24 protein-coding genes are annotated in these 26239 nt (G+C 67.0%); 12 read left to right on the top strand and 12 right to left on the bottom strand.

The window, feature by feature from the left end; all coding sequences use genetic code 11:
• The first annotated feature begins 332 nt into the window (after nt 1-332).
• Genes AC1Q9M_RS16720 through AC1Q9M_RS16680 form a run of 9 tightly spaced genes read left to right on the top strand, consistent with a single transcriptional unit; the run spans nt 333 to nt 11355 of the window.
• The gene (locus AC1Q9M_RS16720) at nt 333-1490 is read left to right on the top strand and encodes an N-acetyl sugar amidotransferase (protein ID WP_492434664.1); all 1158 of its coding nucleotides are present in this window, start codon (nt 333-335) and stop codon (nt 1488-1490) included.
• Entirely contained in the window at nt 1487-2101 is a 615-nt protein-coding gene (gene hisH / locus AC1Q9M_RS16715) for an imidazole glycerol phosphate synthase subunit HisH (protein ID WP_492434663.1), read from the top strand. The genes AC1Q9M_RS16720 and hisH overlap by 4 nt, the downstream gene beginning before the upstream one ends.
• A gap of 4 nt (nt 2102-2105) precedes the next feature.
• Nucleotides 2106-2882, top strand: a complete 777-nt coding sequence (locus AC1Q9M_RS16710; protein WP_492434662.1) for an AglZ/HisF2 family acetamidino modification protein — start codon at nt 2106-2108, stop codon at nt 2880-2882.
• Nucleotides 2879-5032 (top strand): bi-domain-containing oxidoreductase, encoded by a 2154-nt coding sequence (locus tag AC1Q9M_RS16705; protein ID WP_492434661.1) that lies wholly within the window; start codon nt 2879-2881, stop codon nt 5030-5032. Before AC1Q9M_RS16710 ends, AC1Q9M_RS16705 begins: the two co-directional genes overlap by 4 nt.
• 1 nt (nt 5033) lies before the next feature.
• A complete protein-coding gene (locus tag AC1Q9M_RS16700; RefSeq protein ID WP_492434660.1) occupies nt 5034-6680 on the top strand; it encodes a heparinase II/III family protein in 1647 nt (548 codons plus the stop codon).
• Complete coding sequence (locus AC1Q9M_RS16695; RefSeq protein ID WP_492434659.1) at nt 6677-7873, top strand: glycosyltransferase family 4 protein; 1197 nt, start codon at nt 6677-6679, stop codon at nt 7871-7873. Before AC1Q9M_RS16700 ends, AC1Q9M_RS16695 begins: the two co-directional genes overlap by 4 nt.
• Nucleotides 7870-8832: a UDP-glucose 4-epimerase family protein gene (locus AC1Q9M_RS16690; protein ID WP_492434658.1), complete on the top strand. Its 963-nt coding sequence runs from the start codon at nt 7870-7872 to the stop codon at nt 8830-8832. Before AC1Q9M_RS16695 ends, AC1Q9M_RS16690 begins: the two co-directional genes overlap by 4 nt.
• Nucleotides 8829-9389: a sugar transferase gene (locus tag AC1Q9M_RS16685; RefSeq protein ID WP_492434657.1), complete on the top strand. Its 561-nt coding sequence runs from the start codon at nt 8829-8831 to the stop codon at nt 9387-9389. The genes AC1Q9M_RS16690 and AC1Q9M_RS16685 overlap by 4 nt, the downstream gene beginning before the upstream one ends.
• A 52-nt stretch (nt 9390-9441) precedes the next feature.
• A complete protein-coding gene (locus AC1Q9M_RS16680; protein ID WP_382322790.1) occupies nt 9442-11355 on the top strand; it encodes a polysaccharide biosynthesis protein in 1914 nt (637 codons plus the stop codon).
• Between the two features lie 316 nt (nt 11356-11671).
• On the opposite strand, the gene AC1Q9M_RS16675 is transcribed toward AC1Q9M_RS16680, so the two are convergent.
• Nucleotides 11672-12925 carry a HAMP domain-containing sensor histidine kinase gene (locus AC1Q9M_RS16675; RefSeq protein ID WP_382163266.1) on the bottom strand — a complete coding sequence of 418 codons (1254 nt, stop codon included), beginning with the start codon at nt 12923-12925 and terminating at the stop codon, nt 11672-11674.
• Nucleotides 12922-13641: a response regulator transcription factor gene (locus tag AC1Q9M_RS16670; protein WP_382163268.1), complete on the bottom strand. Its 720-nt coding sequence runs from the start codon at nt 13639-13641 to the stop codon at nt 12922-12924. The genes AC1Q9M_RS16675 and AC1Q9M_RS16670 overlap by 4 nt, the downstream gene beginning before the upstream one ends.
• An 87-nt stretch (nt 13642-13728) precedes the next feature.
• Here AC1Q9M_RS16670 and AC1Q9M_RS16665 point away from each other — a divergent pair, with 87 nt between their 5' ends.
• Nucleotides 13729-15258, top strand: coding sequence for a class I adenylate-forming enzyme family protein (locus AC1Q9M_RS16665; protein ID WP_492434656.1), 1530 nt, complete (start codon nt 13729-13731; stop codon nt 15256-15258).
• Nucleotides 15259-15261: 3 nt separating this feature from the next.
• Here AC1Q9M_RS16665 and AC1Q9M_RS16660 read toward each other — a convergent pair whose 3' ends face one another.
• On the bottom strand, nt 15262-16644 hold the full coding sequence (locus AC1Q9M_RS16660) for an AmpG family muropeptide MFS transporter (protein ID WP_492434655.1): 1383 nt from the start codon (nt 16642-16644) through the stop codon (nt 15262-15264).
• Nucleotides 16645-16706: 62 nt separating this feature from the next.
• Between AC1Q9M_RS16660 and AC1Q9M_RS16655 the strand changes: the two genes are divergently transcribed.
• A complete protein-coding gene (locus AC1Q9M_RS16655) occupies nt 16707-17573 on the top strand; it encodes a M48 family metallopeptidase (RefSeq protein WP_382322788.1) in 867 nt (288 codons plus the stop codon).
• A 2-nt stretch (nt 17574-17575) separates the two neighbouring features.
• Here AC1Q9M_RS16655 and AC1Q9M_RS16650 read toward each other — a convergent pair whose 3' ends face one another.
• The 8 genes from AC1Q9M_RS16650 to AC1Q9M_RS16615 all read right to left on the bottom strand — a co-directional run bounded on the left by AC1Q9M_RS16650 (nt 17576) and on the right by AC1Q9M_RS16615 (nt 24968).
• Nucleotides 17576-18214: an MBL fold metallo-hydrolase gene (locus AC1Q9M_RS16650; protein ID WP_382322787.1), complete on the bottom strand. Its 639-nt coding sequence runs from the start codon at nt 18212-18214 to the stop codon at nt 17576-17578.
• 101 nt (nt 18215-18315) lie between these two features.
• Nucleotides 18316-19251, bottom strand: a complete 936-nt coding sequence (locus tag AC1Q9M_RS16645) for a PDR/VanB family oxidoreductase (protein ID WP_382322786.1) — start codon at nt 19249-19251, stop codon at nt 18316-18318.
• Between the two features lie 32 nt (nt 19252-19283).
• Nucleotides 19284-20030, bottom strand: coding sequence for an ABC transporter ATP-binding protein (locus AC1Q9M_RS16640; RefSeq protein WP_492434654.1), 747 nt, complete (start codon nt 20028-20030; stop codon nt 19284-19286).
• Nucleotides 20027-20788 carry an ABC transporter ATP-binding protein gene (locus AC1Q9M_RS16635; protein WP_382322784.1) on the bottom strand — a complete coding sequence of 254 codons (762 nt, stop codon included), beginning with the start codon at nt 20786-20788 and terminating at the stop codon, nt 20027-20029. Before AC1Q9M_RS16635 ends, AC1Q9M_RS16640 begins: the two co-directional genes overlap by 4 nt.
• Nucleotides 20785-21807 carry a branched-chain amino acid ABC transporter permease gene (locus AC1Q9M_RS16630; RefSeq protein WP_382322783.1) on the bottom strand — a complete coding sequence of 341 codons (1023 nt, stop codon included), beginning with the start codon at nt 21805-21807 and terminating at the stop codon, nt 20785-20787. Before AC1Q9M_RS16630 ends, AC1Q9M_RS16635 begins: the two co-directional genes overlap by 4 nt.
• On the bottom strand, nt 21804-22679 hold the full coding sequence (locus AC1Q9M_RS16625; RefSeq protein ID WP_382322782.1) for a branched-chain amino acid ABC transporter permease: 876 nt from the start codon (nt 22677-22679) through the stop codon (nt 21804-21806). Before AC1Q9M_RS16625 ends, AC1Q9M_RS16630 begins: the two co-directional genes overlap by 4 nt.
• A 6-nt stretch (nt 22680-22685) precedes the next feature.
• Nucleotides 22686-23774 carry a Rieske 2Fe-2S domain-containing protein gene (locus AC1Q9M_RS16620; protein WP_492434653.1) on the bottom strand — a complete coding sequence of 363 codons (1089 nt, stop codon included), beginning with the start codon at nt 23772-23774 and terminating at the stop codon, nt 22686-22688.
• Between the two features lie 15 nt (nt 23775-23789).
• A complete protein-coding gene (locus tag AC1Q9M_RS16615; protein ID WP_382322780.1) occupies nt 23790-24968 on the bottom strand; it encodes an ABC transporter substrate-binding protein in 1179 nt (392 codons plus the stop codon).
• A 123-nt stretch (nt 24969-25091) separates the two neighbouring features.
• Between AC1Q9M_RS16615 and AC1Q9M_RS16610 the strand changes: the two genes are divergently transcribed.
• Entirely contained in the window at nt 25092-25571 is a 480-nt protein-coding gene (locus AC1Q9M_RS16610; RefSeq protein ID WP_382322779.1) for a MarR family winged helix-turn-helix transcriptional regulator, read from the top strand.
• Nucleotides 25572-25594: 23 nt separating this feature from the next.
• On the opposite strand, the gene AC1Q9M_RS16605 is transcribed toward AC1Q9M_RS16610, so the two are convergent.
• Complete coding sequence (locus tag AC1Q9M_RS16605; RefSeq protein ID WP_382322778.1) at nt 25595-26230, bottom strand: LysE family translocator; 636 nt, start codon at nt 26228-26230, stop codon at nt 25595-25597.
• Nucleotides 26231-26239 lie beyond the last annotated feature (9 nt).

Raw genomic sequence — 26239 nt, 5'->3', positions numbered from 1 at the left:
TCCGCTACAATGCCCGGCTGCATCTTCGAGACGAATCGATGAATTGCGGGGACGAATTGCGGAGACATCGGGCAGCGCGAATGAGGTCTTATTTCAACCATCCTCCCTCGATATACCGAAAGATTCACAGCCATTGCCGGCTGAACTCCCCGTCCGCTCCGAGTACGTCCTGCTCGAGCCAAAGCCCGCGCAGGACAATGCCCGATGCAATCCACCCGCTCTTCAGCCGCCAGCAGATGCCACACAGGTGAAGCACTCGCCGACCTGCGCCGCCTGGCGGATGCATTCACAACGGCCCCCGCTCGCGTCCCTGAGCCTCAGCACCTGATCCCATGCTTCAAGAAGTGAATCCACCGATCGCACCCTCTCATCGAATCTGCGTCCGATGCGTCATGGACACGTCCGACAGCCAAATCACGTTCGACGACCAAGGCGTCTGCGACCATTGCCGCACCTACGAGCGCGATGTCCTGCCCAACTGGCACACGGACGAACGCGGCCACAGGGCGCTGCAGGAACTCATCACCGAGATCAAGACACGAGGCAAGGGCAAGGATTTCGACTGCATCATCGGCCTGAGCGGCGGCATCGACAGCTCGTACCTGACGCACGTCGCGACGGAGTACGGCCTGCGGCCGCTCGTCTTTCACGTGGACGCTGGCTGGAACTCCCAGATCGCCGTCAACAACATCGAGAAGCTGGTTGACAAGCTGGGGCTGGATCTCTACACCGAGGTGATCGACTGGGAGGAAATGCGCGACCTGCAGCTCGCGTTCTTCAAGTCGGGCGTGCCCCACATCGACACGCCGCAGGACCATGCGTTCTTCGCGACGATGTACAAGTTTGCCGAGGAGCACGATGTCAAGTACATCCTGACCGGTGCGAACTACTCGACCGAGTGCATCCGCAATCCGATCGAATGGATGTATTACCAGTCCGATGCCATCCAGCTCAAGGACATCCACCGGCAGTTCGGCACGCGCCCCCTGGTCAACTACCCCACCACCTCGATCCTGCGCCACAAGATCTGGCTGCCCTACATCAAAGGCATCAAGGTTGTCCGCCCCCTGAACTCCGTGCCGTACGACAAGGCCAAGGCGATGCAGCTGCTGGCCGACGTGTATGGCTGGCAGCCCTATCCCCAGAAGCATTTTGAATCCCGCTTCACGCGCTTCTACGAGGGCTACTGGCTGCCGCGCAAGTTCGGCTACGACACGCGCAAAGTCCAGTTTTCCAGCCTGATCGTGACCGGGCAGATGACGCGCGAGGAAGCGCTGCGACAGCTGGAGCAGCCCGCGCTGGACGACGCGACGATCCGGCAAGAGTTCGAGTACGTGGCCACCAAGCTGGGCATCCCGACCGAGGAGTTGCAAGGCTACTTCGATGCGCCGAACAAGACATTCCGGGACTACCGCTCGCAGGAAAGCATCTACAACTTCGGCGCACGCGTGATGAAGATGCTGGGACTGGAGCGCGGGGGCAAGCGTTGATCGCCATCGTCGACTACGGCCTGGGCAACGTGCATGCCATCGCCAACATCTACAAGCGCCTGGATCTGCCATGCCGCCTGGCCCGGCAAGCTGAGGATTTCGCCGATGCGGACCACATCGTGCTACCGGGCGTGGGCGCCTTCGACTGGGCCATGGCCAGGCTCAACAGCTCCGGCATGCGCGAAGCGCTGGACGACGCCGTGATCCACCGCAGGAAACCTGTGCTGGGCATCTGCGTGGGCATGCAGATGCTGGCCCACCGAAGCGACGAGGGCTCCACGGCGGGTCTTGGATGGATCGATGGGGAGGTGAAACACCTTGACCCGGGCCCCGCGCACGCGCCGAGGCAACTGCCTCACATGGGATGGAACGACGTCAAACCGCTGGACGCGCGAGGGCTGTTCGCCGGATTCGACGAAAGCGCCCGGTTCTACTTCCTGCACTCCTACTATTTCGTGCCGCACGATTCGGCCGATCGACTCGCCGAATCCGACTACGGCGCGCCCTTCGCCTGCGCGGTGCGCCATGGCCATGTCCACGGCGTGCAGTTCCACCCCGAAAAGAGCCATGCGTGGGGCATCCAGCTTCTGAAGAACTTTGCCGCTCTCTGATTCCATGCTCAGACCACGCATCATCCCCTGCCTGCTGGTCCACAAGGGTGGACTCGTCAAAACCATCGGCTTTGAACAGCCCAAGTACGTCGGCGACCCCCTGAATGCCGTGCGCATCTTCAACGAGAAGGAAGTCGACGAGCTGGTGGTGCTGGACATCGACGCCACCCGCGAAGGCCGGGAGCCCGACTACCGGCTGATCGGCAGCCTCGCCGCCGAATGCCGAATGCCGCTGGCATATGGCGGCGGTGTGCGCACGATCGATCAGTTCGAGCGGTTGGTGAGCCTCGGTGTCGAAAAGGTGTCGGTCGGGGCGGCCGCCGTTCGCACGCCCGAACTGATCACGGAGGCGGCTCGCCGCGTCGGCAGCCAGAGCGTGGTCGTCGTGATCGACGTGAAACAGGCCAACGGCCAGCACAAGGCCTGGACCCACAACGGCACCCAGCCTGTGGCCGCGTCGCCGGTCGAACTGGCCCGCATGGCCCAGGCCAACGGTGCGGGCGAGATCGTGCTCAATTCCATCGACCGCGACGGACGCATGCAGGGCTACGACCTGGACCTGCTGCGCCACGTGCGCGCAGCGGTGTCGCTGCCCATCACCTGCCTGGGCGGTGCGGGATCCTTGAATGACCTGTCGGGTCTGATACAGGAGTTCGGCGTGATCGGCGCGGCGGCGGGCAGCCTGTTCGTCTTCAAGGGCAAATACAGGGCGGTGCTGATCAACTACCCCTCACGGGCGGACAAGGATGCGTTGGTGAAGACCGCAAGAGGAACCGCATGAAGCAGGTGCTGCAAGACCTGTCCAATGGACAGACGACCGTGGTGGAAGCCCCCACACCCCAGCCGGGCCGGGGCCAGTTGCTGCTGAGGACCACGCGCACGCTCGTCTCGGCGGGCACCGAACGCATGCTGGTCGACTTCGGCCGCGCCTCCTACATCGACAAGGCGCGCCAGCAACCCGAAAAAGTCAGGCAAGTGCTCGACAAGGTGCGCACCGATGGCCTGCTCACCACGGTGGAGGCCGTGCGATCCAAGCTCGGTCAGCCCATCCCGCTGGGCTACTGCCATGTGGGCGTCGTGCACGCGATCGGGCCAGGCGTCGAGGGTTTCCAGGTGGGGGACCGTGTGGTCTCCAACGGGCCTCACGCCGACATGGTCCTGGTGCCCAAGAACCTGTGTGCCCGGGTCCCCGACGCGGTGAATGACGACCAGGCCGCTTTCGTGGTGCTGTCGAGCATCGGGCTGCAAGGCATCCGGCTGGCGCAACCCACGCTGGGCGAGTCGGTGGCCGTGATCGGTGCCGGCCTGATTGGCCTCATGACCATCCAGTTGCTGGTGGCTCAGGGTTGCCGGGTATTGGCCATCGACCTCGACGACAGCAAGTTGGCCCTGGCGCGCCAGTTGGGCGCCGAAACCTGCCATGCGGGCGCGGGCGAAGATCCGATCGCGGCAGGCCAGGCGTTCAGCCGCGGACAGGGCATGGACGCCGTCCTGATCACGGCGTCCACCTCGTCGAGCGATCCGGTGACGCAGGCGGCGCGCATGAGCCGCAAGCGTGGGCGCATCGTGCTCGTGGGCGTGACCGGGCTTGAACTCAACCGGGCGGATTTCTACGACAAGGAACTGAGTTTCCAGGTCAGTTGCTCCTATGGTCCGGGACGCTACGACCCGGTCTACGAACAACAGGGGCATGACTATCCCCTGCCGTTCGTGCGATGGACGGAGCAACGGAATTTTCAGGCCGTGCTGGACCTGATGGCCAGCCACCGACTTTCCGTCGAACCGCTGATTTCGCACCGCTTTGCCTTCGAGGACGCGCCAGCCGCCTACACGGCCCTCACGGACGATCGCACGGTGCTGGGCATGCTGCTGGACTACCGTTCGGAGCCCGCCTCGCGGCTTTCTACCCGGATCGAAGTCAAACGGACCGTTGCTCCGCCCCAACCTGGCGAACCCGTGATCGGCTTCATCGGCGCCGGCAACTACGGCGCCCGCGTGCTGATCCCGGCCTTCCGGGCCGCCAACGCCCGCCTGCATACCATCTGTTCCTCGGGTGGGGTGAGCGCCGTGGTTCAGGGTGGCAAGTCGGGTTTCGAAGTGGCGTCCACCGACGTGCAGGCCATACTGGAGGACCCCGCCATCAACACCGTCGTCATCGCTTCGCGCCATGACAGCCATGCGTCCCTGGTGGCGCGCGCCCTGCAGGCAGGCAAGTCGGTGTTCGTCGAAAAACCGCTGTGTCTGACGCTGGCCGAATTGCAGGACATCGAAAGTGCTCTCGAATCGCGCGCCGATGGGGCCCGTGGCGTGTTGATGGTCGGCTTCAATCGCCGGTTCTCACCCCATGTGACGAAGCTCAAAGCGTTGCTCGACACGGTGCACGAACCCAAATCGTTCATGGTCACGGTCAATGCCGGGCGCATTCCCGCCGAGCACTGGACGCAGGATCCTGCCGTGGGTGGTGGCCGCCTGATCGGCGAAGCCTGCCACTTCATCGATTTGCTGCGCTTCCTGGCGGGATCCCCGATCACCGAGATCCGTGCCACGGGCATGGGCGTGCGCGCCGGCAAGGCCACCACGCGGGACACCTTCACCATCACCCTCGAGTTCGAGGACGGCTCGCTGGGCTCCATCGCCTACCTGGCCAATGGGTCGGCGGCCTTTCCCAAGGAACGCATCGAGGCCTTCGCCGCCGGCCGCGTGCTGCAGATCGACAATTTCCGTGCCCTGAAAGGCTATGGTTGGCCGGGCTTCGGCTCGACGAAGAGCTGGCGCCAGGACAAGGGCCAGAACCAGGCCGTTGCCCGCTTCCTGGCCTCGGTGCGTGGTGGTGAGGCGCCGATCCCGCAGGACGAGATCCTCGAGGTGGCCAGGCGGACCATCGAAGCCGCTGGGCAGATACAAGGCGGCGGAGCCTCTTACCCAGGCTGACATGCCAGTCCTCCGAAAAGTCCGACGCTACTGGGAAACGCTGCGCCATCTGCGATCACCGCAGATCTGGGGCCGCCTGGTGCACCGCTGGCACTCACCCAGCCCGCCGCCGGCGGCACCGGCGCCGCCGCGCGCGCAGCCGGGAACCTGGGTGGCGCCCGCGCGCCGCCTGCCCAGCCTCACCGCTGCGGGCCACTTCGTCTTTCTCCATGCCGAGGGTGATCTGGAGAAGGACGGATGGGACGGCTCCGGGCAGGAAAAGCTGTGGCGCTACAACCAGCACTACTTCGACGACCTCAATGCCCACGGGGCGGCATCGCGCGCACCCTGGCACCAGGCGTTGCTGACGGACTGGATCCGCCGCAACCCACCTGCCAGCGGCACGGGCTGGGAGTCGTACCCGACCTCGCTGCGCATCGTGAACTGGATCAAATGGTCACTGGCGGGCGGCGCGGCGGACGCGGCCTTTCTCGACAGCCTGGCCACACAGACCCGCTGGCTGTCCCGCCGACTGGAAACGCACCTGCTGGGCAACCACCTTTTTGTGAACGCGAAAGCCCTGGTGTTCGCCGGCCACTATTTCTCGGGTGACGAAGCAGCTCGCTGGCGACGCACCGGTCACGAGCTGTTGCGGCGTGAGATCCCGGAGCAGATATTGCCGGATGGTGGTCAGTTCGAGCGTTCGCCCATGTACCACGCGCTGGCGTACGAGGACATGCTGGACCTGTACAACATCGAGCGGTGTTTTGCCACCGGCGCCGGCGGGCCGGATGGCCACCAGCGGTTGGTGCGCATGGCCTCCTGGCTTCACGCCATGAGCCACCCCAACGGCGAACTGGCGCTGTTCAACGACACGGCCGAAGGTATTGCACCTTCGGTGCAGGAGCTCGACGCCTACGCACAGCGACTCGGCCTGGAACCGCCACCTGACCCGCACACCGTCCATCTCGACGACAGCGGTTATATCCGGCTGCAGGAGGGGCGTGCGGTCGCGCTGTTCGACGTGGGCCCTGTGGGGCCCGACTACCTGCCGGCCCACGCGCACGCCGACACCCTGAGCCTGGAACTGTCCCTGGGCAGCACACGCGTGCTGGTCAATTCAGGGACGTCCCTCTACGCCGAAGGCCCGGAACGCTCGCGCCAGCGCGGAACGGCGGCACACAACACCGTCTTGGTCGATGGGCAGGATTCCAGCGAAGTGTGGAGCAGCTTTCGCGTTGCCCGCCGCGCCCGCCCTCTCAACGTGCGCCTCGAACAGCAGGCGGATGTGCAGCGCGCCAGTGCCGCCCACGATGGTTATGCGCGGCTGCCGGGCAAGCCCGTGCATGTGCGCAACCTGACCCTCACCCCAGGCGGCTGCGTGGTGGAGGACCGCCTGGAAGGCGGGTTCCGGCATGCGCAGTCCCGTTTTCATTTCCACCCCGACGTGGTGGTGTCCGCCGATGCGCAAGGCCATCAAGGCCTCTGCCGGCTCCCCGACGGCGACGCGGTGCGCTGGCGCAGCCAGGGCGCGAGCTCTGCCAGGGTGGAGGCGTCCACCTGGCATCCCGTGTTCGGCGCCGCGATCCCCAACCAATGCCTCATCCTCGACTGGAGCGATCGGCAATGCACCGTTGAGTTCCACTGGGATGGCGCCAGCGGCGGATGATCACCATGCATGTGCTGTTGTTGAGTTTCTACTTTCCGCCCGACCTGTCTGCGGGTTCGTTTCGCATGGAAGCGCTGGTCAAGGCCCTGCGCGCCCGGCTGCCCGAGGGCGTCCGGATCACGGTGATCACCACGCGGCCGAACCGTTACGACAGCTTCGGCGCCCAGGCTCCCGCCCTGGAAAGCGTGGGCTCACTCACCGTACACCGCATCGACCTGCCGCCGCATCGCAGCGGCATGCTCGATCAGGCCAGGGCGTTTGCCACCTTTGCCTGGCTGGCAAGGGCACTGGTGGCGAGGGAGCGCCCGGACATCGTGGTCGCCACCACCTCACGGCTCATGACGGGCCTGCTGGGCGCCTGGGCGGCGCGGCACCATGCGGTGCCCTTGTACCTGGACATCCGCGACATCTTCGTCGACACCATCGGCGATGTGCTGCCGCGCCGTCTCTCGTGGTTGCTCAAGCCGGTGTTCTCGGCGCTGGAGCGCTGGGCGGTCCGCTCGGCCACCCGCGTCAACCTGGTGTCGCCGGGGTTCTTGCCGTATTTCCAACCGCGCTATCCCGACCGCTCGTTCTCGTTGCTGAGCAACGGTGTGGACGATGCCTTTCTGGAACACCGCTACGACCAGGCCCCGCCAGCGGCATCACCACGGCCCATCCGTGTGCTGTACGCGGGCAACCTGGGAGAAGGCCAGGGCCTCCATCACATCCTGCCGGAGCTCACCCGGGCGCTCGGCGACGAGGTGCACTTCACCGTGGTGGGCGACGGCGGCCGCCGCATGCAACTGGTGTCCGCGCTCGACGCCCTGCCCCAGCACTGGGTGACCTTTCTCAAACCGGTCAAGCGCTCCGAGCTGGTCATGCTGTATGGGCAGGCCGACGTGCTGTTCGTGCACCTCAACGACCTGCCCGCGTTCGAAAAGGTGTTGCCGTCCAAATTGTTCGAATATGCCGCCACCGGAAAGCCCATCTGGGCCGGTCTGGCGGGGTTCCCCGCCTGTTTCGCGCAGGAAGAGGTCGAGAACACGGCCGTCTTCCCGCCGTGCGATGCACAAGCAGCCATTGCGGCGTTCCGCGCATTGCGTCTGCAGACCTGTGATCGCAGCGGTTTCGTTGACCGTTACCGCCGCACCCACATCATGGACCGCATGGCCGATGAAATCGCGCAACTGGGATCGGGCCCGTCGTCATGAGCACACCCCGCATTCTGTTGACGGGTGGCACGGGCTGGGTGGGCAGCGCCTTGACCCGGACCCTTCTCGCCCGTTCCTGCGACACGGTCCTGGGTGTGCGCAGCGAGGCACCGCTGCCCCTGGCTGGCACCCGAACGGCACGGCTTGGCCCGCTGGGCGCTTCGCTGCAATGGCCGGTGGAACTGCGCGATCGCCAGGTCGTGGTCCACCTCGCGGCCCGTGTGCACGTGATGAACGAGCGTGCCGCCAACCCGTTGCAGGCGTTTCGTGAGGCCAACACCGTCGGCACCCTGCAACTGGCCCGCTTGGCCGCCCAGGCGGGCGTGCGCCGTTTCGTCTTCGTGAGTTCGGTCAAGGTCAACGGCGAGTCCACGACAGCGGGAGTGCCCTTCACCGCCAACGATGTCCCGGCACCGCAGGACCCCTACGGCATCTCCAAGGCCGAAGCCGAAACAGGCCTGCGACAGATCGGCCAGGAGACGGGCATGGAGGTGGTCATCGTCAGGCCGCCCCTGGTCTATGGCCCGGGTGTCAAGGCCAACTTCGCCAGCCTCCTGCGGGTGTTAGGGCGAGGCGTGCCCTTGCCCTTGGGCCTGGCGACAAACAACCGCCGCAGCCTCGTGGCGCTGGACAACCTGGTCGATCTGCTCATCACCTGCATCGACCACCCGGCCGCAGCGAACCAGACCTTTCTGGTCAGCGATGGCGAAGACCTGTCCACCACGGCCCTGCTTCGTCGCATGGGCCAAGCCATGGGCAGACCCGCACGGCTGCTGCCAGTGCCACCGGCGCTGCTGAGATGGGGTGCCGCGGCCGTCGGCAAGCGCGATGTGGCGCAACGCCTTTTCGGCAACCTGCAGGTCGACATCACCCACACACGAGAGACACTCGGCTGGACACCACCCATCAGCGTCGATGAAGGTCTGCGGCGGGCCGCGGCAGGCAGGGAGCAAGGATGAAGCGCCTCTTCGATCTGCTGCTGGCGCTGTGCGCCGCCACCGTTCTTCTCGTGCCCGTGGTGCTGGTGGCTCTGGCCGTGCGGCTCACATCCCCCGGGCCCGCGCTCTACTGGTCCAACCGCGTCGGCCGCCACAACCGCATCTTCCGCATGCCCAAGTTCCGCAGCATGCGCACCGACACGCCTGCGGTGGCGACCCACCTGCTGACCGATCCGGCCAAGTACCTCACACCCATCGGCCCGTTCCTGCGCAAGAGCAGCCTGGACGAGCTGCCCCAACTCTGGAGCATTCTCAGGGGCGACATGAGCTTCGTGGGCCCTCGCCCCGCGCTGTTCAACCAGGACGACCTGATCGCCCTGCGCACGCAGCAGGGTGTGCACGAGCTGGTCCCTGGCTTGACAGGCTGGGCCCAGGTGAATGGCCGCGACGAGCTGCCGATTCCTCAGAAGGTGGCGCTGGATGCAGAATACCTGCAGCGCCAGAGCTTGGGATTCGACCTGCAGATACTCTGGATGACGTTTGTCAAAGTGCTGCGCCGGGATGGTGTGGCCCACTAAAAGAATGAAAAACAGGGACCATCGAAGCCAAGCCGCCGCCACGCTTCTGCACATGCCACGGGCCGCCAAGCGCCTGTCCGCGGTGCTGGTGGACATTGCATTGTGTGCGCTCACCGTCTGGCTCGCGCTTTGCCTGCGGCTGGAGCACTGGGTGCAACTGACCCCCGCGCATGTGCTGGCCATCATGGGAGCGGTGCTGATCGCCCTGCCCCTGTTCATCCGCTTCGGCCTGTACCGCGCCATCTTCCGCTACGCCGGATGGAATGCCATGGTCAGCCTGGCGCAGGCCATGGTGCTGTACAGCTTGTTCTATGCCACGGTGTTCACCGTGATCGGCATTCCAGGCGTGCCCCGCACCGTGGGCGTGATCCAGCCCCTGCTGCTGCTCGTCACCATCGGATTCAGCCGCCTGGTGGTGCGCTACTGGCTGGGCGGCCTGTACCGCACCATGCTGCAGCGCGAGCATCTGCCAGGCATCCTGATCTACGGCGCCGGCGTGGCGGGACGGCAGCTCGCGGCAGCGCTCTCGCGCGGCAGCGAACAGCGCCTGCTCGGTTTCATCGACGACGACGACCAGCTGCAGGGCAACAGCCTCGATGGCCGCACGGTGCACGACCCGGCCGAGCTGGTGCGGCTGATCCCCAATCTGGGCGTGACGGACGTGCTGCTCGCGCTGCCCTCGATCACGCGCCAGCGCCGTCTGGACATCCTCGACACCCTGCGCCACCTGCCCGTGCACGTGCGAACCCTGCCCGGCATGTCCGACCTCGCGGCGGGCCGGGTGACGATGAGCGACGTGCGCGAGCTCGACATCGAAGACCTGCTGGGCCGCGATCCGGTCACGCCCAACACCGCGCTGCTCCACAGCCTGATCCAGGACAAGGTGGTGGCGGTCACGGGTGCGGGCGGCAGCATCGGCAGCGAGCTGTGCCGGCAGATCGCTGCCTGCGGGCCGCACATCCTGCTGCTGGTGGAGAACAGCGAATTTGCCCTCTACCAGATCCACCGCGAACTGGAAGCGCTGTTCGACAACGAGGCCTCCGCGCCAGGCGTGCAACTGGTGCCTTTGCTGGCCTCGGTGCAGGACGAAGCCCGCATCGCGCAGATCATGCAGGCTTGGCGGCCCGACACGGTGTACCACGCCGCGGCCTACAAACACGTGCCGCTGGTGGAGCACAACCCGGTGCAAGGCCTGCGCAACAACGTCTGGGGCACCTGGGTGTGCGCGCGCGCCGCGCAGGCCGCCGGCGCCGCCAACTTCGTGCTGATCAGCACCGACAAGGCGGTGCGCCCCACCAACGTCATGGGCGCGAGCAAGCGCCTGGCCGAAATGGTGTTGCAGGCGATGGCCGCCGAGCCCGGTGGCGCCACCACGTTCGCCATGGTGCGCTTCGGCAACGTGCTGGGCTCCAGCGGTTCGGTGGTGCCCTTGTTCCGCGAGCAGATCAAGAACGGTGGGCCGATCACGCTGACCCACCCGGACATCACGCGCTACTTCATGACCATTCCCGAAGCCGCTCAGCTGGTGATCCAGGCCGGCGCCATGGCGCATGGCGGCGACGTGTTCGTGCTGGACATGGGCGAGCCCGTGCGCATCATCGACCTGGCCCGGCGCATGGTCGAACTCTCGGGCCTGCAGGTGAAGAGCGAGCAGAACCCCACTGGCGACATCGAGATCCAGATCACCGGGCTGCGACCGGGCGAGAAGCTGTACGAGGAGCTGCTGATCGGCGACAACCCTCAACCCACGCAACACGCTCGCATCATGAAGGCACAGGAAGACATGCTGCCCTGGAGCGAGCTGCAGGCCTTGCTGAAGTCGCTGGAAGAGGCCATGGAGTCGAACGACGTGACCACCTTGCGGGCCCTGTTGCAGGCTTGCGTGCAGGGCTACCAACCCACCGGAGAGGTCGTTGACTGGCTGCACTCCTCTCCGGGGAGCAGCCTGGAATCCACCCGCGTCTGAACAAAAAAAAGCCACCGCAGGGTGGCTTTTGAAAGTCCTTGAAGGGACGTCGTTGGGAGACCAGATTCAAACGTTTTTCATGACGTGTGGTGTTTGCCGGATCCGTTGTTCTGATGTTGTGACAGCATCGATGCGAATTGTGCGCTGAGGCTCTGTTTTCGGCCATCCCCCATTTGTGGGAACCGGGCCGTTTTCTTGGTGAATAAAACCCGAAAATCCCCTCGGAATCCAAGAACGGCCTCGTGACCGACATCCGGGCGCGCGAAATCTCCGCCAGCTCAGCAGACCAGCGGCAGCTGGCCTGCCTCGCCATCCGTCAGACCGGCAGGTCCACCACGAAGCGCGCGCCGCCGCCGGGACGGTCCTCGCAGCGCACGCGGCCCCCGTGGCGCTCGATGATCGTCTTCACCAGCGACAGGCCCAGGCCCACCCCGCCTTCGCGTTCGCTGGCGCCGGGCAGGCGGTAAAAGGGCTCGAAGATGCGCGCGCGCTGATCGGCGGGCACCCCGGGGCCCCGATCCTCCACCCAGAGTGTCACGCGCGGTGCGCCCTGCCCCGGGGCAGACGTGGGCGCAAAGATGCTCAGGCGCACCTGCGAATCGGCCGACGCGCCGACATGGCCATAGCGGCGCGCGTTTTCCAGCAGATTGCGCAACACCCTGCGCAGCAGGCGGGCCTGGCCGTGCACCAGCACGGGCGTGGCACCGGCCGCGATCTCCAGGTCGGCACCGGTGCGCGCGCATTCTTCGGCCGCCAGGCCCACCAGGTCGACCTCTTCCGTGGGGCCGAGCGCGCTCGCGTCGCGCGCGTCGATCAGGTCCAGCCGGCTCGCCAACAGGATCTCGTCGATCAGCTGGTCGAGTTCTTCGATGCTGCGGGCGATCTCGGCGCGCTGCGGCGCCCTTGCGTTGTCCTTGTCGAGCAGCTCCAAGCCCATGCGGATGCGGGCCAATGGCGAACGCAGTTCGTGCGAGGCATTGGCCAGCAAGGCCTTGTGCGATTGCAGCAGTGTCTGCACCCGTTCGGCCGCGGCGTTGAAACGGGTGGCCAGAAACGCGACCTCGTCCTGCCCCTGCATGGGCAACCGGGTGGAGAGGTCACCGTCGCCCCAGCGCTCCACGCCCTTCTGCAGCGCTTCGAGGCGCTTGGTCAGGCGCCGCACGATGGGGTAGGCGCCCAGGGCCACGGCGAAAGCCACCAGGCCGAGCAGCCAGGCAAACCCGGTCGGTGTCTGGAACCACTCGGGCGCGCGGCGCCCCGGGTTGTTGCCCCCGGACGGGCGGGGCGGGCGCGGCAGCAGCACGTACAGGGTCTGCCCATCCTTCATCACCACCTCGAATTCCCAGCCCTCGCCGGGAATGCTGACCGCCCGCGCAGGCGCCTGCCCCACGATTTCGCGCGCGCCATCGCGCACGATGATCGTGCGGGTCACCCGCGCCTCACGCTCGGCGCGGTCTTCGTCCAGCGCCTGCTGCCACAGCCAACCCGTGACCAACGTCAGCACCGTGACCGCGGCGACCACCGCCAGCCAGATGCGGACGTACAGCCGGGAGCCGAAGAGCGAACTCATTCCTGCTGCTTCGCGAACACGTAGCCCACGCCGCGCACCGTGAGGATGCGCTTGGGGTCCTTGCTGTCGGCCTCGATGGCGTTGCGGATGCGCCCGATGTGCACGTCGATCGAACGGTCGAAGGCTTCGAGCTCGCGGCCGCGCACCGCTTCCATGATCTGGTCGCGCGTGAGCACCCGGCCCGCGCGCTCGGCCATGGCGACCAGAAGATCGAACTGGTAGGAGGTCAGCTCGCAGGGCTGGCCGGCCACCTGCACGGTGCGGGCGTCGCGGTCGATGTCGAGCGAACCGAAACGCAGCACCGGCGTGGAGCGCGACACGGCCGCGCTGCCGGTGGGCTCGCCACGGCGGCGCAGCACGGCGCGCACGCGCGCGAGCAGCTCGCGCGGTTCGAAGGGTTTGGGCAGGTAGTCGTCGGCGCCGAGTTCCAGGCCGATGATGCGGTCCATGGGGTCGCCCTTGGCCGTGAGCATGAGCACCGGCACGCGCGCGGCTTCACCCGGCATCGAACGGATGCGCCGGCAGACCTCCAGCCCATCGATGCCGGGCATCATCAGGTCCAGGATCACCAGCTGCGGCTGAATGAGCTGCAACTGCTCCAGGCCGGCTTCGCCATCGCTGGCGTGGGTCACCTCGAAACCCGACTGGCCCAGGTACTCCACCACCATCTGCGCGAGGCGGCCGTCGTCTTCAATCATCAGCAGGGGAGCGTTCATGGTTTTCAGTGTAGCGGCGGGCGCCGGAGCCCATCATCGTGTCAGCGCTGTGTGAAGCGGGCTTTCGGGTCACGTAAAGTCATGTAAATGGCACCGCCCACCCCGCCCCCCGCCCTGCCTGCCGGTTCGCTGGCCGCTCTGCTGCGCCAGCAGGCCCAGGCAAGACCGCAGGCGGCGGCGCTGCGCTGGCGCGAGCCGGGCCGGGCCAGCCCCGACCCGCGCTGGGGCCAGCTGTCGTTTGCCGAACTGGCCCGGCACGCGGACGCGCTGGCGCAGGGGCTCGCGCGCACCCACGGCGTGCGCGAGGGCGACCGCGTGGCCTGGCTGGGTTTGAACCACCCGGCGCAGATCGCCCTGCTTTTCGCGCTGGCGCGCCTGGGCGCGGTGCTGGTGCCGCTGAACCACCGCCTCTCGCCCGCCGAGTGGGCCGCGCTGCTGCAGGATTGCGGCCCCACCCTGCTGGTGCACGACACGGCGCTGGCCGACGCGGCCCGATCGCTCGCCCACCCCGCCACGCTCCACCTGGACGGCCTGCCGGTCGATCCCGTGGCCAACGGCGCAGGCGAGCAGGGCAGCGCCGACCACCCGGCGCTGCTGGTCTACACCTCGGGCACCACAGGCGCGCCCAAGGGTGCGGTGCACACCCAGGGCAACCTGCTGGCCAACATGGCGATCGCCGCACAAGTGCAGGGCCTGAGCGAACACGACACGGTGCTCGCCGTGCTGCCGCTGTTCCATGTCGGTGGCCTGTGCATCCAGACCCTGCCGGCGCTCTCCGTGGGCGCGCAGGTGCTGCTGCACAGCCGATTCGACGCCGGCACCACCTTGCGCAGTCTGCACGACGACCGTCCCACTCTCACGCTGCAGGTGCCCGCCACGCTGCAGGCGCTCACCACGCACGCCGACTGGTCCGGCACCCACCTGGGCAGCCTGCGCGCCATCTGGGCCGGCTCCAGCCTGCTGCCCGCCCCGCTCATCGAAGCCTGCCACGCACGCGGCGTGCCGGTGTGCAATGTGTACGGCAGCACCGAGACCGGCCCGTTCTCCATCGCCCTGCCGCCCGCCCATGCGGCCAGCCACCTGGGCGCCTGCGGCTGGCCCGCGCCCGGCGTGCAGGTGACGCTGCGCGACCCCGCAGGCCAGCCGGTGGGCGCCGGCCAGGTCGGCGAGCTGTGGCTGCGTGGGCCCAATGTGGTGCAACGCTACTGGCCCGACCAGCCGGCCTGCGACGCCGAAGGCTTCTTCCACAGCGGCGACCTCGCGCAACAGGCGGCCGACGGCAGCTTCACCGTGGTCGGCCGCGCCAAGGACATGCTGATCTCGGGCGGCGAGAACATCTACCCCGCCGAAATCGAGAACCTGCTGGTGCAGCACCCCTGGGTGGTCGAATGTGCGGTGGTCGGCCAGGCCGACCCGCGCTGGGGCGAGGCGGTGGTGGCCGTGGTGGTGCTGCGCGACGGCGCGGCCGAAGATTGGGCGGCCGCGCTGCAGGGCTTTCTGGACGGCCGGCTGGCGCGCTACAAGTGGCCGCGCCGATGGCACCGCGTGGCGGCCTTGCCCAAGACCGCGCTGGGCAAGGTGCAGAAGCCGGCCGTCAAGGCCCTGCTGGAAGCTTGAGCCTCAGGCCTTGGGCTCGACCGGTGCCAGGCGCGTCGCCAGCCAGATCAGCAGCAGCACCGGCACACCCAGGCAGGCCGTGGCGATGAAGAAGGTCGGGTAGTCGTAGGCATCCACGAAAGCGCCCGAGTAGCCCGCCAGCCACTTGGGCGCGAGCAGCATCATCGAACTGAACAGCGCGTACTGCGTGGCCGAGTAGCGCACATTGGTCAGGCCCGAGAGGTAGGCGATGAACGCCGCCGAGGCCACCCCGGCGCTGAGGTTGTCGGCGGAAATCACCAGGATCAGCGCCGTCACGTCGTGCCCATGCCCCGCCAGCCAGGCGAACAGCAGGTTGCTCGCGGCCGAGAGCACGGCGCCCAGCATGAGCACCCGCATCACGCCCAGGCGCAGCGACAGCGCACCACCGATGAAGGCGCCGACCAGCGTCATGATGACGCCGAACACCTTGGTCACGGCCGCCACCTCGTCCTTGGTGTAGCCCATGTCCACATAGAAGGGGTTGGCCATGATGCCCATCACCACGTCGCTGATGCGGTAGACACCGATCAGCGCCAGGATCAGCAGCGCCTGCTTGCCGTAGCGCCGCAGAAAGTCGGCAAAGGGCTCGACCAGCGCGCCGCGCAGCCAGTCGGCGGCGTTCTTCGCTGGCGGCAAGGCCACGCGCGCGGGTTCGCGCGAAAACAGCACCGTGAGCACCCCCACGAGCATGCTCGCGGCCATCACCAGGTAGGCGGTGGTCCAGGCCGCCTGCTGGTAGAGCGCGCCGGGTGCGGTGGCCCCGGCGGCGGGGGCGATTTCCGCGCGGGCGGCGATCCACAGCACGCCCGCCCCGGCCCAGATCATGGCCAGCCGGTAACCGGTCTGATAGGTGGCGGCCAGCGCGCCCTGGTGGCGCACGTCGGCCGATTCGATGCGGAAGGCGTCCAGTGCGATGTCCTGCGTGGCCGAGGCAAACGCCACGGCCAGGGCGCACCACACGACCAGCTGGAGCTCGGTGCGCGGATCGGCCAGCGCCATGCCCACCAGCGAGGCCATGATCAACGCCTGAGACAGCAGCAACCAGCTGCGCCGCCGGCCGAGCCAGCGCGTGAGCAGCGGAATGGGCAGGCGGTCCACCAAAGGCGCCCAGCACCATTTGAAGCCGTAGGCCAGGCCGACCCAGCTCAGGTAGCCGATCGTGGTGCGGTCCAGCCCGGCCTCGCGCAGGCGAAAGCTCAACGTGCCCAGCACCAGCAGCAGCGGCAGGCCGGCGGAGAACCCGAGCGCGAACATGCGCAGGCTGGCCGGCTCCAGGTACACCCGCAAGGTCTCGCCCCAGGTGGGTCGGGCGGTGGTGTCAGCGTCCGTGGGGGCAGTCTGCGGCAAGGTGGGGGGCACGGACATGGAAGTGGATAAAAGGAAAAAAGGTGCAGGCACAAATGCCCGGCTTTGTCTATTATTCACGCATGTGCCTGCTCTGCGACCTGAAGTCCCCCGCCCCTGAGACCCCTCGGCCCGAACACGTGTGGTCGGCCCGCCGCGCCTTCGTGCTGGCGGGCACCGCCGCCGCCGCGGCGTCGGCCCTGCCGGCCGTCGCGCAGGTGAACGTGGGCGAGGGCTCCACGCTGCGCAAGCTGGTGCCGGCCGATGAGCTGGAAAACGCCGCCGGCCAGCAGTACGGCCAGATGATGGCCGAGGCCAACGCCAAGAAGGTGCTGATGCCCGACGGCCACCCGCAGGTGCAGCGCCTGCGCACCATCGCGCGCCGCATCATTCCCCACTCGGCGCAATGGAACAAGCGCGCCACGCAGTGGAAGTGGGAAGTCAACCTGATCCAGAGCACGCAGATCAACGCCTTCTGCATGCCGGGCGGCAAGATCGCGTTCTACACCGGCATCCTGGAAAAGCTCGGCCTCACCGACGACGAGACCGCGATGATCATGGGCCACGAAATGGCGCATGCGCTGCGCGAGCACGCCCGCTCGCGCGTGGCCAAGAGCAACGCCACCGGGATCGGCCTGTCGATTGCGGCACAACTGCTGGGCCTGGGCCAGCTGGGCGACGTGGCCGCCAACCTCGGCACGCAGCTGCTCACCCTCAAGTTCAGCCGCGAGGACGAGACCGAGGCCGACCTGGTGGGCCTGGAACTCGCGGCCCGCTCGGGCTACCAGCCGCGCGCCAGCGTGAGCCTGTGGCAGAAGATGGCCGCCAACGGCGGGGGCTCGGGCGCAAGCTTCCTCTCCACCCACCCCAGCGGCCCTGATCGCATCCGCGAACTGGAAGCCAACGTGCCCAAGGTGCAGAGCCTCTACGAACAGGCCCGCAAGGGCTGAGCTCAGGTCCCGCGCACGTACGGGTTGCTCTGGCGCTCCCGGCCGAAGGTGCTCTCCGGCCCATGGCCGGGAATGAACACCGTGTCGTCTCCCATGGGCCAGAGGCGGCCCGTGATGCTGTCGATCAGCTGCTGGTGATTGCCCTGCGGGAAATCGGTGCGACCGATGCTGCCGGCGAACAGCACATCGCCCACGAAGGCGCGCTTGGCCTGCGGCGAATGAAACACCACGTGGCCCGGCGTGTGCCCCGGGCAGTGCCGCACGTTCAACGTGCAATGGCCGATCTGCACCGTGTCGCCATCGGCCAGCCAGCGCGTGGGCGTGAAGGCCTCGGCCGGTGGAAAACCGAACATCGCGCCCTGCTGCGGCAGGCCCGAAATCCAGAACTGGTCGCCCGGGTGCGGGCCGATGATGGGCAGGCTCAGGCGGCGCGCGAGTTCGGCCGTGCCACCCGCGTGGTCGATGTGCGCATGGGTCTGCCAGATGGCCTTGAGCTTCAGGCCCAGCCGCTGCACCTCGGCCAACAGGCGCTCCAGGTCACCGCCGGGATCGATGACCGCCGCGTCCATGGTGTCGTCGCACCAGACGAGGGAGCAGTTCTGCGCGAACGCGGTGACGGGAACGGTGTGGTAGCGGAGCATGGATCGGGACTGGTCTTTGCGAATCAGGATGGAACGCCGTCGAACGGGCGACCGTACTTTAAACGCCAGGCATCTGACGATTCGAAGGCCGCCCGGGATCGTCAGAGGTCCAGAACCAGACGGGCCGATTTGGCCCGAGAGCAGCAAGGCAGGAACTGGCTGTTGGAGGCCTGCTCCTGCGGTGAGAGGTACAGGTCGCGGTGATCCGGTTCGCCCGCCACGACGCGCGTCAGGCAGGTGCCGCACACACCCTGCTCGCAGGAGGTCGGCACAGGCACGCCCGCCGCGGCCAGCGCGGCGGTCACGGATTGGTCCGCCGGCACGTGGATCACGCGACCCGAGCTGGCCAACTGAACCTCGAAGCCGCCGTCATCGCTCTTCTGGACCGGCCGGGCGTTGAAAAACTCATGGTGCAGCCGGTCCTCGGGCCAGCCGGCCTGGCGGGCCGTGGACAGCACGGCATCCATGAAGCCTTGCGGGCCGCAGGTGTACAGGTGAACGCCGCGCCGAGGGTCCCGCAGCAGCTCGCCGATGTCCAGCCGCTGATCAGAGGCGCCATCGTCAAAGTGGAACGCCACCCTGTCCGCGTAGCCAGAACGGCCGATGCGGTCCCGGAAGGCCATTCGCTCCACGGAGCGCGCGCAGTAGTGCATCTCGAAGGGGTGCTGCAGGGCCGAAAGCCGGTCGGCCATGCACAGGAGCGGCGTGATGCCGATGCCGCCGGCCAGCAGCAGCGACGAGTCGGCCGCGTGCGCCAGGGGAAAGTGGTTCTTCGGTGCGCTGATGGAGATCACATCGCCGGTTTGCACGGACTCGTGCATGGCCCGGGATCCCCCACGGCCATGGGGATCCTTGAGCACCGCGATCTGGTACCGGTGCGCCTCGGCAGGATCGTTGCACAGCGAGTACTGGCGGGTGAGGCCATTGGGAAGAAAGACATCGATGTGCGAGCCGGCGGCGAACGCCGGCAGCACCGAAGCCCCCTCGGCCCTCAATTCGAACAGGGCGATGTCGCGCGCCAGGGGTTCTTTGCGCATCACGCGAACGCGCAGGGGATTGGAACAGGCGGTCATCGTTGAGGCTCTCGCGCGGGACGGGCCGAACCGGACGCGCCCTGGGACAGACCGATCAAGGCGTCGAGCCGGGTCCGGTCGTTCAGCAGTTCCTCCGCGTGGCCATCGAAACGCACCGCGCCTTGATCGAGCACGACGGCCTGGTCGCTGATCCGCAGGATGGCCTGGGGGTGCTGCTCGACGATGATGGCGCAGATGCCTTCGTCGCGCGTGATGCGCCGGATGGCCCGCAGGAGCTCTTCCACGATGATGGGAGCGAGGCCTTCCAGCGGCTCGTCCAGCAGCAGCAGCCTCGGATTGAGCACCAGCGCCCGTCCCACCGCCAGCATCTGCTGTTCCCCTCCGGACAGTTGCGTGCCCAGGTTGGACTTGCGTTCCGCCAGCCGGGGAAACATCTCGTAGACGCGAGTCGGCGTCCAATGCCCCGGGCGGGCCACCGAGCTCAGGTTCTCGTGGACCGTCAGCGATCTGAAGATGTTGCGCTCCTGTGGCACCCAGCCGATGCCCGATGCGGCGCGCTGGTGCGAGGCCAGGCCCTGCAGCGATCGGCCCGCCAACCGGATGTGGCCGGCATGTTGGCGGGTCGCCCCCGCCAGGGTGTCGATCAGCGTCGTTTTCCCGACGCCGTTGCGGCCCAGCAGCGCCAGGGTGGCGCCTTCGTTCAAGGCAAACGACACGTGATGCAGCACAACGGCCTCGCCGTACCCCGCCGACACGTTCTCCAGTTGAAGCAGCGCGCTCATGCAGGGACCTCCTGTCCATGGCCGAGGTACACCTCGGCCACGCGCGGATCGCGGGCGATCTCATCGGGCGTTCCTTCGGTGAGGACGCACCCGTTCACCAGAACGGTCATGCTGCGGGCGAAGCTGAAGACGAGGTCCATGTCGTGTTCAATCAGGAGCACCGACACGTCGTCCGGCAACGAGGCGACCGTTCGGAGAATCTCTTCCCGCTCCCCCGCCGGCACGCCGGCCACGGGCTCGTCGAGCAGCAGCACCCGGGGGCGGCAAGCCAGGCCCATCGCGATCTCGAGAAGGCGGCGCTTGCCATACGGCAACCGTTCCGTCGGCACATCGGCCACCGGCTCCAGATGGAACTGTTCGAGCAGGCGATCGGCCTCGCGCGCCACTTGCTCGCTGCGCCCCAAAGGGCGCCAGAACGACGCGCCGTCTCCCGCGCGCTGGGCGATCACGAGCGCCAGCGTCTCCAGAGGCGTCATGGATGGAAACAACTGGTTGATCTGGAAGGTGCGCACCAGGCCGCGCTTGACGCGTTCGTGCGGGGACAGCCCCGTGATGTCCTTCCCCTCGAGCACGATGCGCCCTTTCGTGGGATCCAGCACACCCGTCAGCAGGTTGACCAGCGTCGTCTTGCCGGCGCCATTGGGGCCGATCAGCGCATGCCGCGCGCCGCGTTCGATGCCCAGCGTCACGTTGCCGGTGGCGGTGATGCCGCCGAACTGCTTGACCAGCCCCTCGGCGGCCAGAACCACGTCCTTCATGCTTCACCTCCCACCTTGGTCGCGATCCCCTGTTGTCGTCGGGTCACTTTCCGCCAGGGCCCGAACCAGCGCCAGGGGCGCACCAGGCGATCGCGGCCGACCAGCACCAGCACCACCAGGAACAGGCCCAGCCAGAAGGTCCAGTACTGGGGTGTGAGGCCGGAAACCACTCCGTGCAGGGACTTGAAGACAATGGCCCCGATCACACCGCCGTACAGCCAGCCCGCGCCGCCAATGACGAGGATCAGGAGCACATCGGCCGAGCGGTGGAAGTCAAAGACATCCAGCGAGGCGAACGCAGAGGTCTGCGCCAGCAGCGCGCCCGACACGCCGGCGAGCGCCGCGCCGAGGGTGTACACGGCGGTCAGCCGCGAGTTGACCGGGATGCCGATGGCGGTGGCGCGCAGGCGGTTGTCGCGGATCGCTTTCATGGACATGCCAAAGGGGGAGTTCATCACCCGACGCACGACCAGGAAGCACACCAGCAAGACGGACAGCGCGTAGTAGGCGGCCGTGCGGCCCACCAGGTCGAATTCGAAGCGCCCGAGCACCGGCGCCATCGCGACACCTTGCAAGCCATCCGCCCCGCCGGTGAGCCAGTCCAGCTTGTTCGCCGCCTCGAGCAGGATCAACGAGGTGCCCAGGGTCACCATCACGCGGGTGAGATCGGTTCCCCGATGAACCGTGAAACTGGCCACAAAACCCAGCAGCGCCGCGGGCAACACCCCCATCACCAGCCCCAGCAAGGGGTCGGGATGCACATGCTTGGCGAACAACGCCGCCGCGTAGGCGCTCAGACCGAAGAAGGCCGCATGCCCCAGCGACACGATGCCGGCGTAGCCCAGAACCAGGTCCAGCGAGATGGCGAACAGCGCGACGATGGCGATCTCGCCGATGGCGTGTGCGTGCTGGGGCAGCAGGATCGGCGATGCGAAGGCCGCCACCCACAGCACGGGCTCCCACCAGCGCCATTGCGCGGCGCCCAGCAGCTTGCGCTGCGAGATGCAGATGGGGTTCATGCGCGCCTCCCTTGACGGACGAACAGGCCATGGGGGCGCCAGAGCAGGATGGCGATCATCAGGACGTAAACGATGAACGCGCCCATTTTGGGGATGTAGTACTTGCCCGCGACATCCGCCACGCCCAGCAGGATGGCAGCGATCAGCGGTCCGGTGACGGAGGAGGTTCCACCGACGGCCACCACGATCAGGAAATAGATCATGAACTTGAGCGGGAAGGTCGGGTCCAGCCCGAGGACTTCCGCGCCGAGCGCGCCCCCCAGGCCCGCAAGGCCGGAGCCGAACGCAAAGGTGGACAGGAACACCACATTCACGTTGATGCCCAGACCGGCGGCCACGCGCTGATCGTCCACGGAGGCGCGCAGGCGGGCACCAAAGCGCGTGGACGCCAGGATCCATTGCAGGACCAGCGTGACGGCGGCACACACGCCGATGATGAACAGGCGGTAGTGGCCCATGGCCAGCGTCAGATCGCCCGAACCGATCTCGGTGCGCCCCATCAGCCACTGGGGCAGCAGCACGTTTTGCGGCGAGGAGCCGAAGTGGTAGTCAAAGCCCGCCACCGCCATGAAGACCAGGCCGATCGAGAACAGCACGTGGTCCAGGTGGGAACGCTGGTACAGGCGCCGGTAGAGCGTGCCCTCCAGCACCGCGCCCAGGGCGGCCGCGACGAGGAAGGCGATGGGCAGACACAACAGGAAGGGCATCTCGGCCCGCTGCAGGAGCAGCACCGTCGTGTACCCCCCGACCATGGCGAAAGCGCCGTGCGCGAGGTTGATGAAGTTCATCAAGCCCATGGTCACCGAGAGACCCACCGCCAGGACGAACAGCAGCATGCCGTAGGCGATGCCATCGAACAGGATCGTCAACATGCTCTGTCACACCATCGCCAACTCGGGCGTGGTGTCTTCCATCATCAGTTGCGGCCGGTAGACGAAGTTCGGGTCCTCGTTTTCCTTCCTCACCAGCGCCTCGAGCAGGCGGCGCGCCCGGATCGGCGCCTCGTCCACCTTCAGGGCCACGCGCGGTACGGCGCCCCCGTGCCTGCTCACCTGCGACTGCTGGATCTTGAGCACCAGGGCATCCTCGTCGAAAGTCTGCTCGATCGCCCGGCAGACCGCCTGCGTCAGGCCCTCGTCGTCCAGGCGCCGGTTGCGGGCGACCGACCAGAAATAGTGGGTGGTCTTCTCGCTCTCCGGTGTGAGCAGGTGCAGGACATGGCTTCTGTAGGCGTGGTCCGCGGAGGTGCCCACCGGGTACACGCCGAAATCGGTCATGCAGATCGAGGGCGCCAGGCTGACGGCGGTCTGCCAGCGGTTGATCTTGCCCTGGTGATCCAGCACCATCGCGAAGAACGGCGGCGCGTCGATGTTGGGCATCTCGCGGTGCGCGTGCAGCAGGCCTTCGCCCTTGACCGTCACCTTGACGGGATAGCTGGGAATCGCTTCCTCGTCCTCCTGGCCGATGGTGCGCAGGTGCACCCAGCTTTCGTGTCCGAGATCCATCAGGTTGTCGACCGACAACTGGAAGCCCGCCTCCACATGGTGGTAACCACGCGACGGCGTCCATTCCGGGTGGTCGTTCCAGCGGATGTCGGGAACGAGGTCGGCGTCGGCGAGATCGGGCCTCCCCATCCAGATCCAGAGCAGCCCATGGCGTTGCGCCAACGGGTAGTTGCGCACACAGGCCTGCGCCGGGATGTGCGACTGACCCGGTGCCAGCGTGCACACACCTGTCACACCGAAGCGCATGCCGTGGTAGCCGCACTCGAGCTCGTCGCCGATGCGCTTGCCGGCGGACAAGGGCATGAGCCGGTGAGGACACATGTCCTCCAGCGCGGCAACGCGCCCATCGGAGTGCCGCAGCATCACCACGGGCGTTCCCAGAAAGGTGCGGGCAACGACCTTGCCGCCATCCAGTTCGTTCTGAAAGCCTGCGACGTACCAGGCGTTTTTCAACCAAGCCATTGAGATCTCCTGGAATCAGTTGCCGCGCCCGGGATCGCGCACGGCTTTCATGACATCGAACTCCACGTTGTAGAGCTCGCCCTCCTTGCGTTCGACGCGCCGGATGTAGACGTTCTGCACGATGTCTCGCGTCTGCGGATCGATCTGCACAGGCCCGCGCGGGCTGTCGAAGGATTGCCCTTTCATCGCGTTCAACAGCGGCTCGCCCCCCTTGCCGCCCGTGGACTTCAACGCGTTCGAGAGCACGCGCATGCCGTCGTACCCAGCCACGGCCATGTAGTTCGGCCGCTTGCCACCATTGGCCTTCTTGAAGGCCTCCACAAACGCCTGGTTTTCAGGCGAGGGGTGCGCGGCGGAGTAGTGGTGAGACGTGACCACCCCCAGGGCGACGTCGCCCATGTCGTTGAGGATGTCGTCTTCGGTCACGTCACCCGTGCCGATCAGCCGGATGCCGGCCTTGTCCAAGCCACGCGAGGCAAATTGCTTCATGAACTGGGTTCCCACACCGGCGGGCAGGAAGACGAACACGGCGTCGGGCTTTTCGTCCCGGACCTTCTGCAGGAAGGGCGAAAAGTCGGGATTTCGCACCGGCACCCGGATGGCCTCCTTCACCGCGCCGCCACTGGCTTCGAAGCGCTTCTTGAAGGACAGCTCGGCGTCGATGCCCGGGCCGTAGTCGCTGACCAGCGTCACCACGCTCTTGATGCCGTTGCGGGGCGCCCACTCGGCCACGCCGACCGAGTTCTGCGGCAGGGTGAAGCTCACCCGCACAAAGAACGGGGACGCGTCGATGACGCTGGAGGTGCCCGCCGACATGACGATGGCCGGCGTCTTGCTCTGGGAGGCCACGGGCGCGACCGCAAGCGCCAGCGGCGTGAGCACGAAGCCCCCCAGCACATCCACCTTGTCGTTGACGACCATTTCCTGCGCGATGCGTTTGGCCTGGTCCGGCAAGCCGCCATCGTCCTTGACGACGAACTCGATCTTGCGGCCCGCCATCGTGTCGCCATGGCGGGTGAGGTAGAGCCTGGCGCCGGCTTCGATCTGCTTGCCGGTGGCGGCAAAGGGGCCGGTCAGCGAAAGGACCAGCCCGACCTTGACGGGCCCGGTCTGGGCGTGCGCGGGAGCCCCCGTGGCAAGGACCAGGAGGCCGGCGATGGCCACCAGCCCGTGGAGTCGGTATCGGAAGTTCATGAGGCGTCTCCTGCTGTCGATGGGTGAGAATGGAGTAGGACGCATACTGATATTCAGCATGCTGAATTTCAGTTTAGTGAATTCCATTTCTCGTAAAATTGGGGCTAACCCTAGGGACACGTCATGAAGAGCCAACAACACCTCGAGGTCGACCTCAACGATTTGCCCGGGCACTACGCGCGCCGCATTCACCAGATCGTGGTGGCGTTGTTCGTGCAGGAGATGGGCGACATCAATGTCACGCCCGTGCAGTACTCGTCGCTGCAGACGATCTGCAAGTCGCCGGGCATCGATCAAGGCACGCTGGCCCGGACCATCGGCTTTGACACGTCGACCATCGGCAACGTGATTGACCGCCTGGAATCCAGAGGGCTGGTCAAACGCGAGGTGTCACCGACGGACAAGCGGGTCCGTCAGGTCACGGCGACGTCAGAGGGTGAGCAATTGCTGGCCAAGGTGGTCCCCCCCATGCTGCGCTCGCAGGACCTGTTTCTTGAGCCGCTCCCGCCCAAGGACCGCAAGGAGTTCATGCGGCTGATGCACGAGCTGATCGAAGCGCATGCATCGAAGGGGCGCGGCTACAGCCTGCCCCCGTCGGACTGAGCCGCCCGCCCGGCCCCGGAGGGTTACAACGCGCTGCGCTGCTTGAGCGACAGCACCGACAGGCCGGCGGCGATGAAGGTCAGGCCCGCGCCCACGTTCACGCCGCGCACCATGCGCGGTCGCGCCTGCAGCCAGCCCGCCAGGCGGGACGCGAAGCCGCCCATGAGCGCGAAGATCACCGCCGTCATCAGCGCGAAGATCGCGCCGTAGACCAGCATCTGCACCACCACCGGGCCGCGCCCCGCGCTCACGAACTGCGGCAGGAAGGCCAGCACGAACAGGCCCGGCTTGGGGTTGAGCACGTTGGACAACACGCCCGTGAGCAGCACCTTGCGCAGCGGCACGCGCGCCGAGGGCTGGAACGAGATCAGGTCACCGGCGACCAGCGCCTTGTAACCCAGCCACAGCAGGTACAACGCGCCCACCACCTTCACGGCCCAGAACGCCTCGGGCGAGCCCTGGATGATGAGCGACAGGCCGAAGGTGGCCGCGAGCGTGTGGAACAGGATGCCCAGTCCCGCGCCGAAGGCCGAGAGCGCGGCGGCCAGTGGGCCCTGGCTCAGGCCCCGGCCGATGGCCAGGATGTTGTCGGGCCCGGGCGACACCACCACCAAGGTGCAGGCGGCCACATAGGCCAGCAGGATCTCCGTCGGGAACATGGGCCGCTC

This window comes from Hydrogenophaga sp. GW823-FHT04C09, from assembly GCF_058796355.1.
Note: the sequence above shows the minus strand (reverse complement) of the source record. Positions and strands in the feature narration are given on the sequence as shown.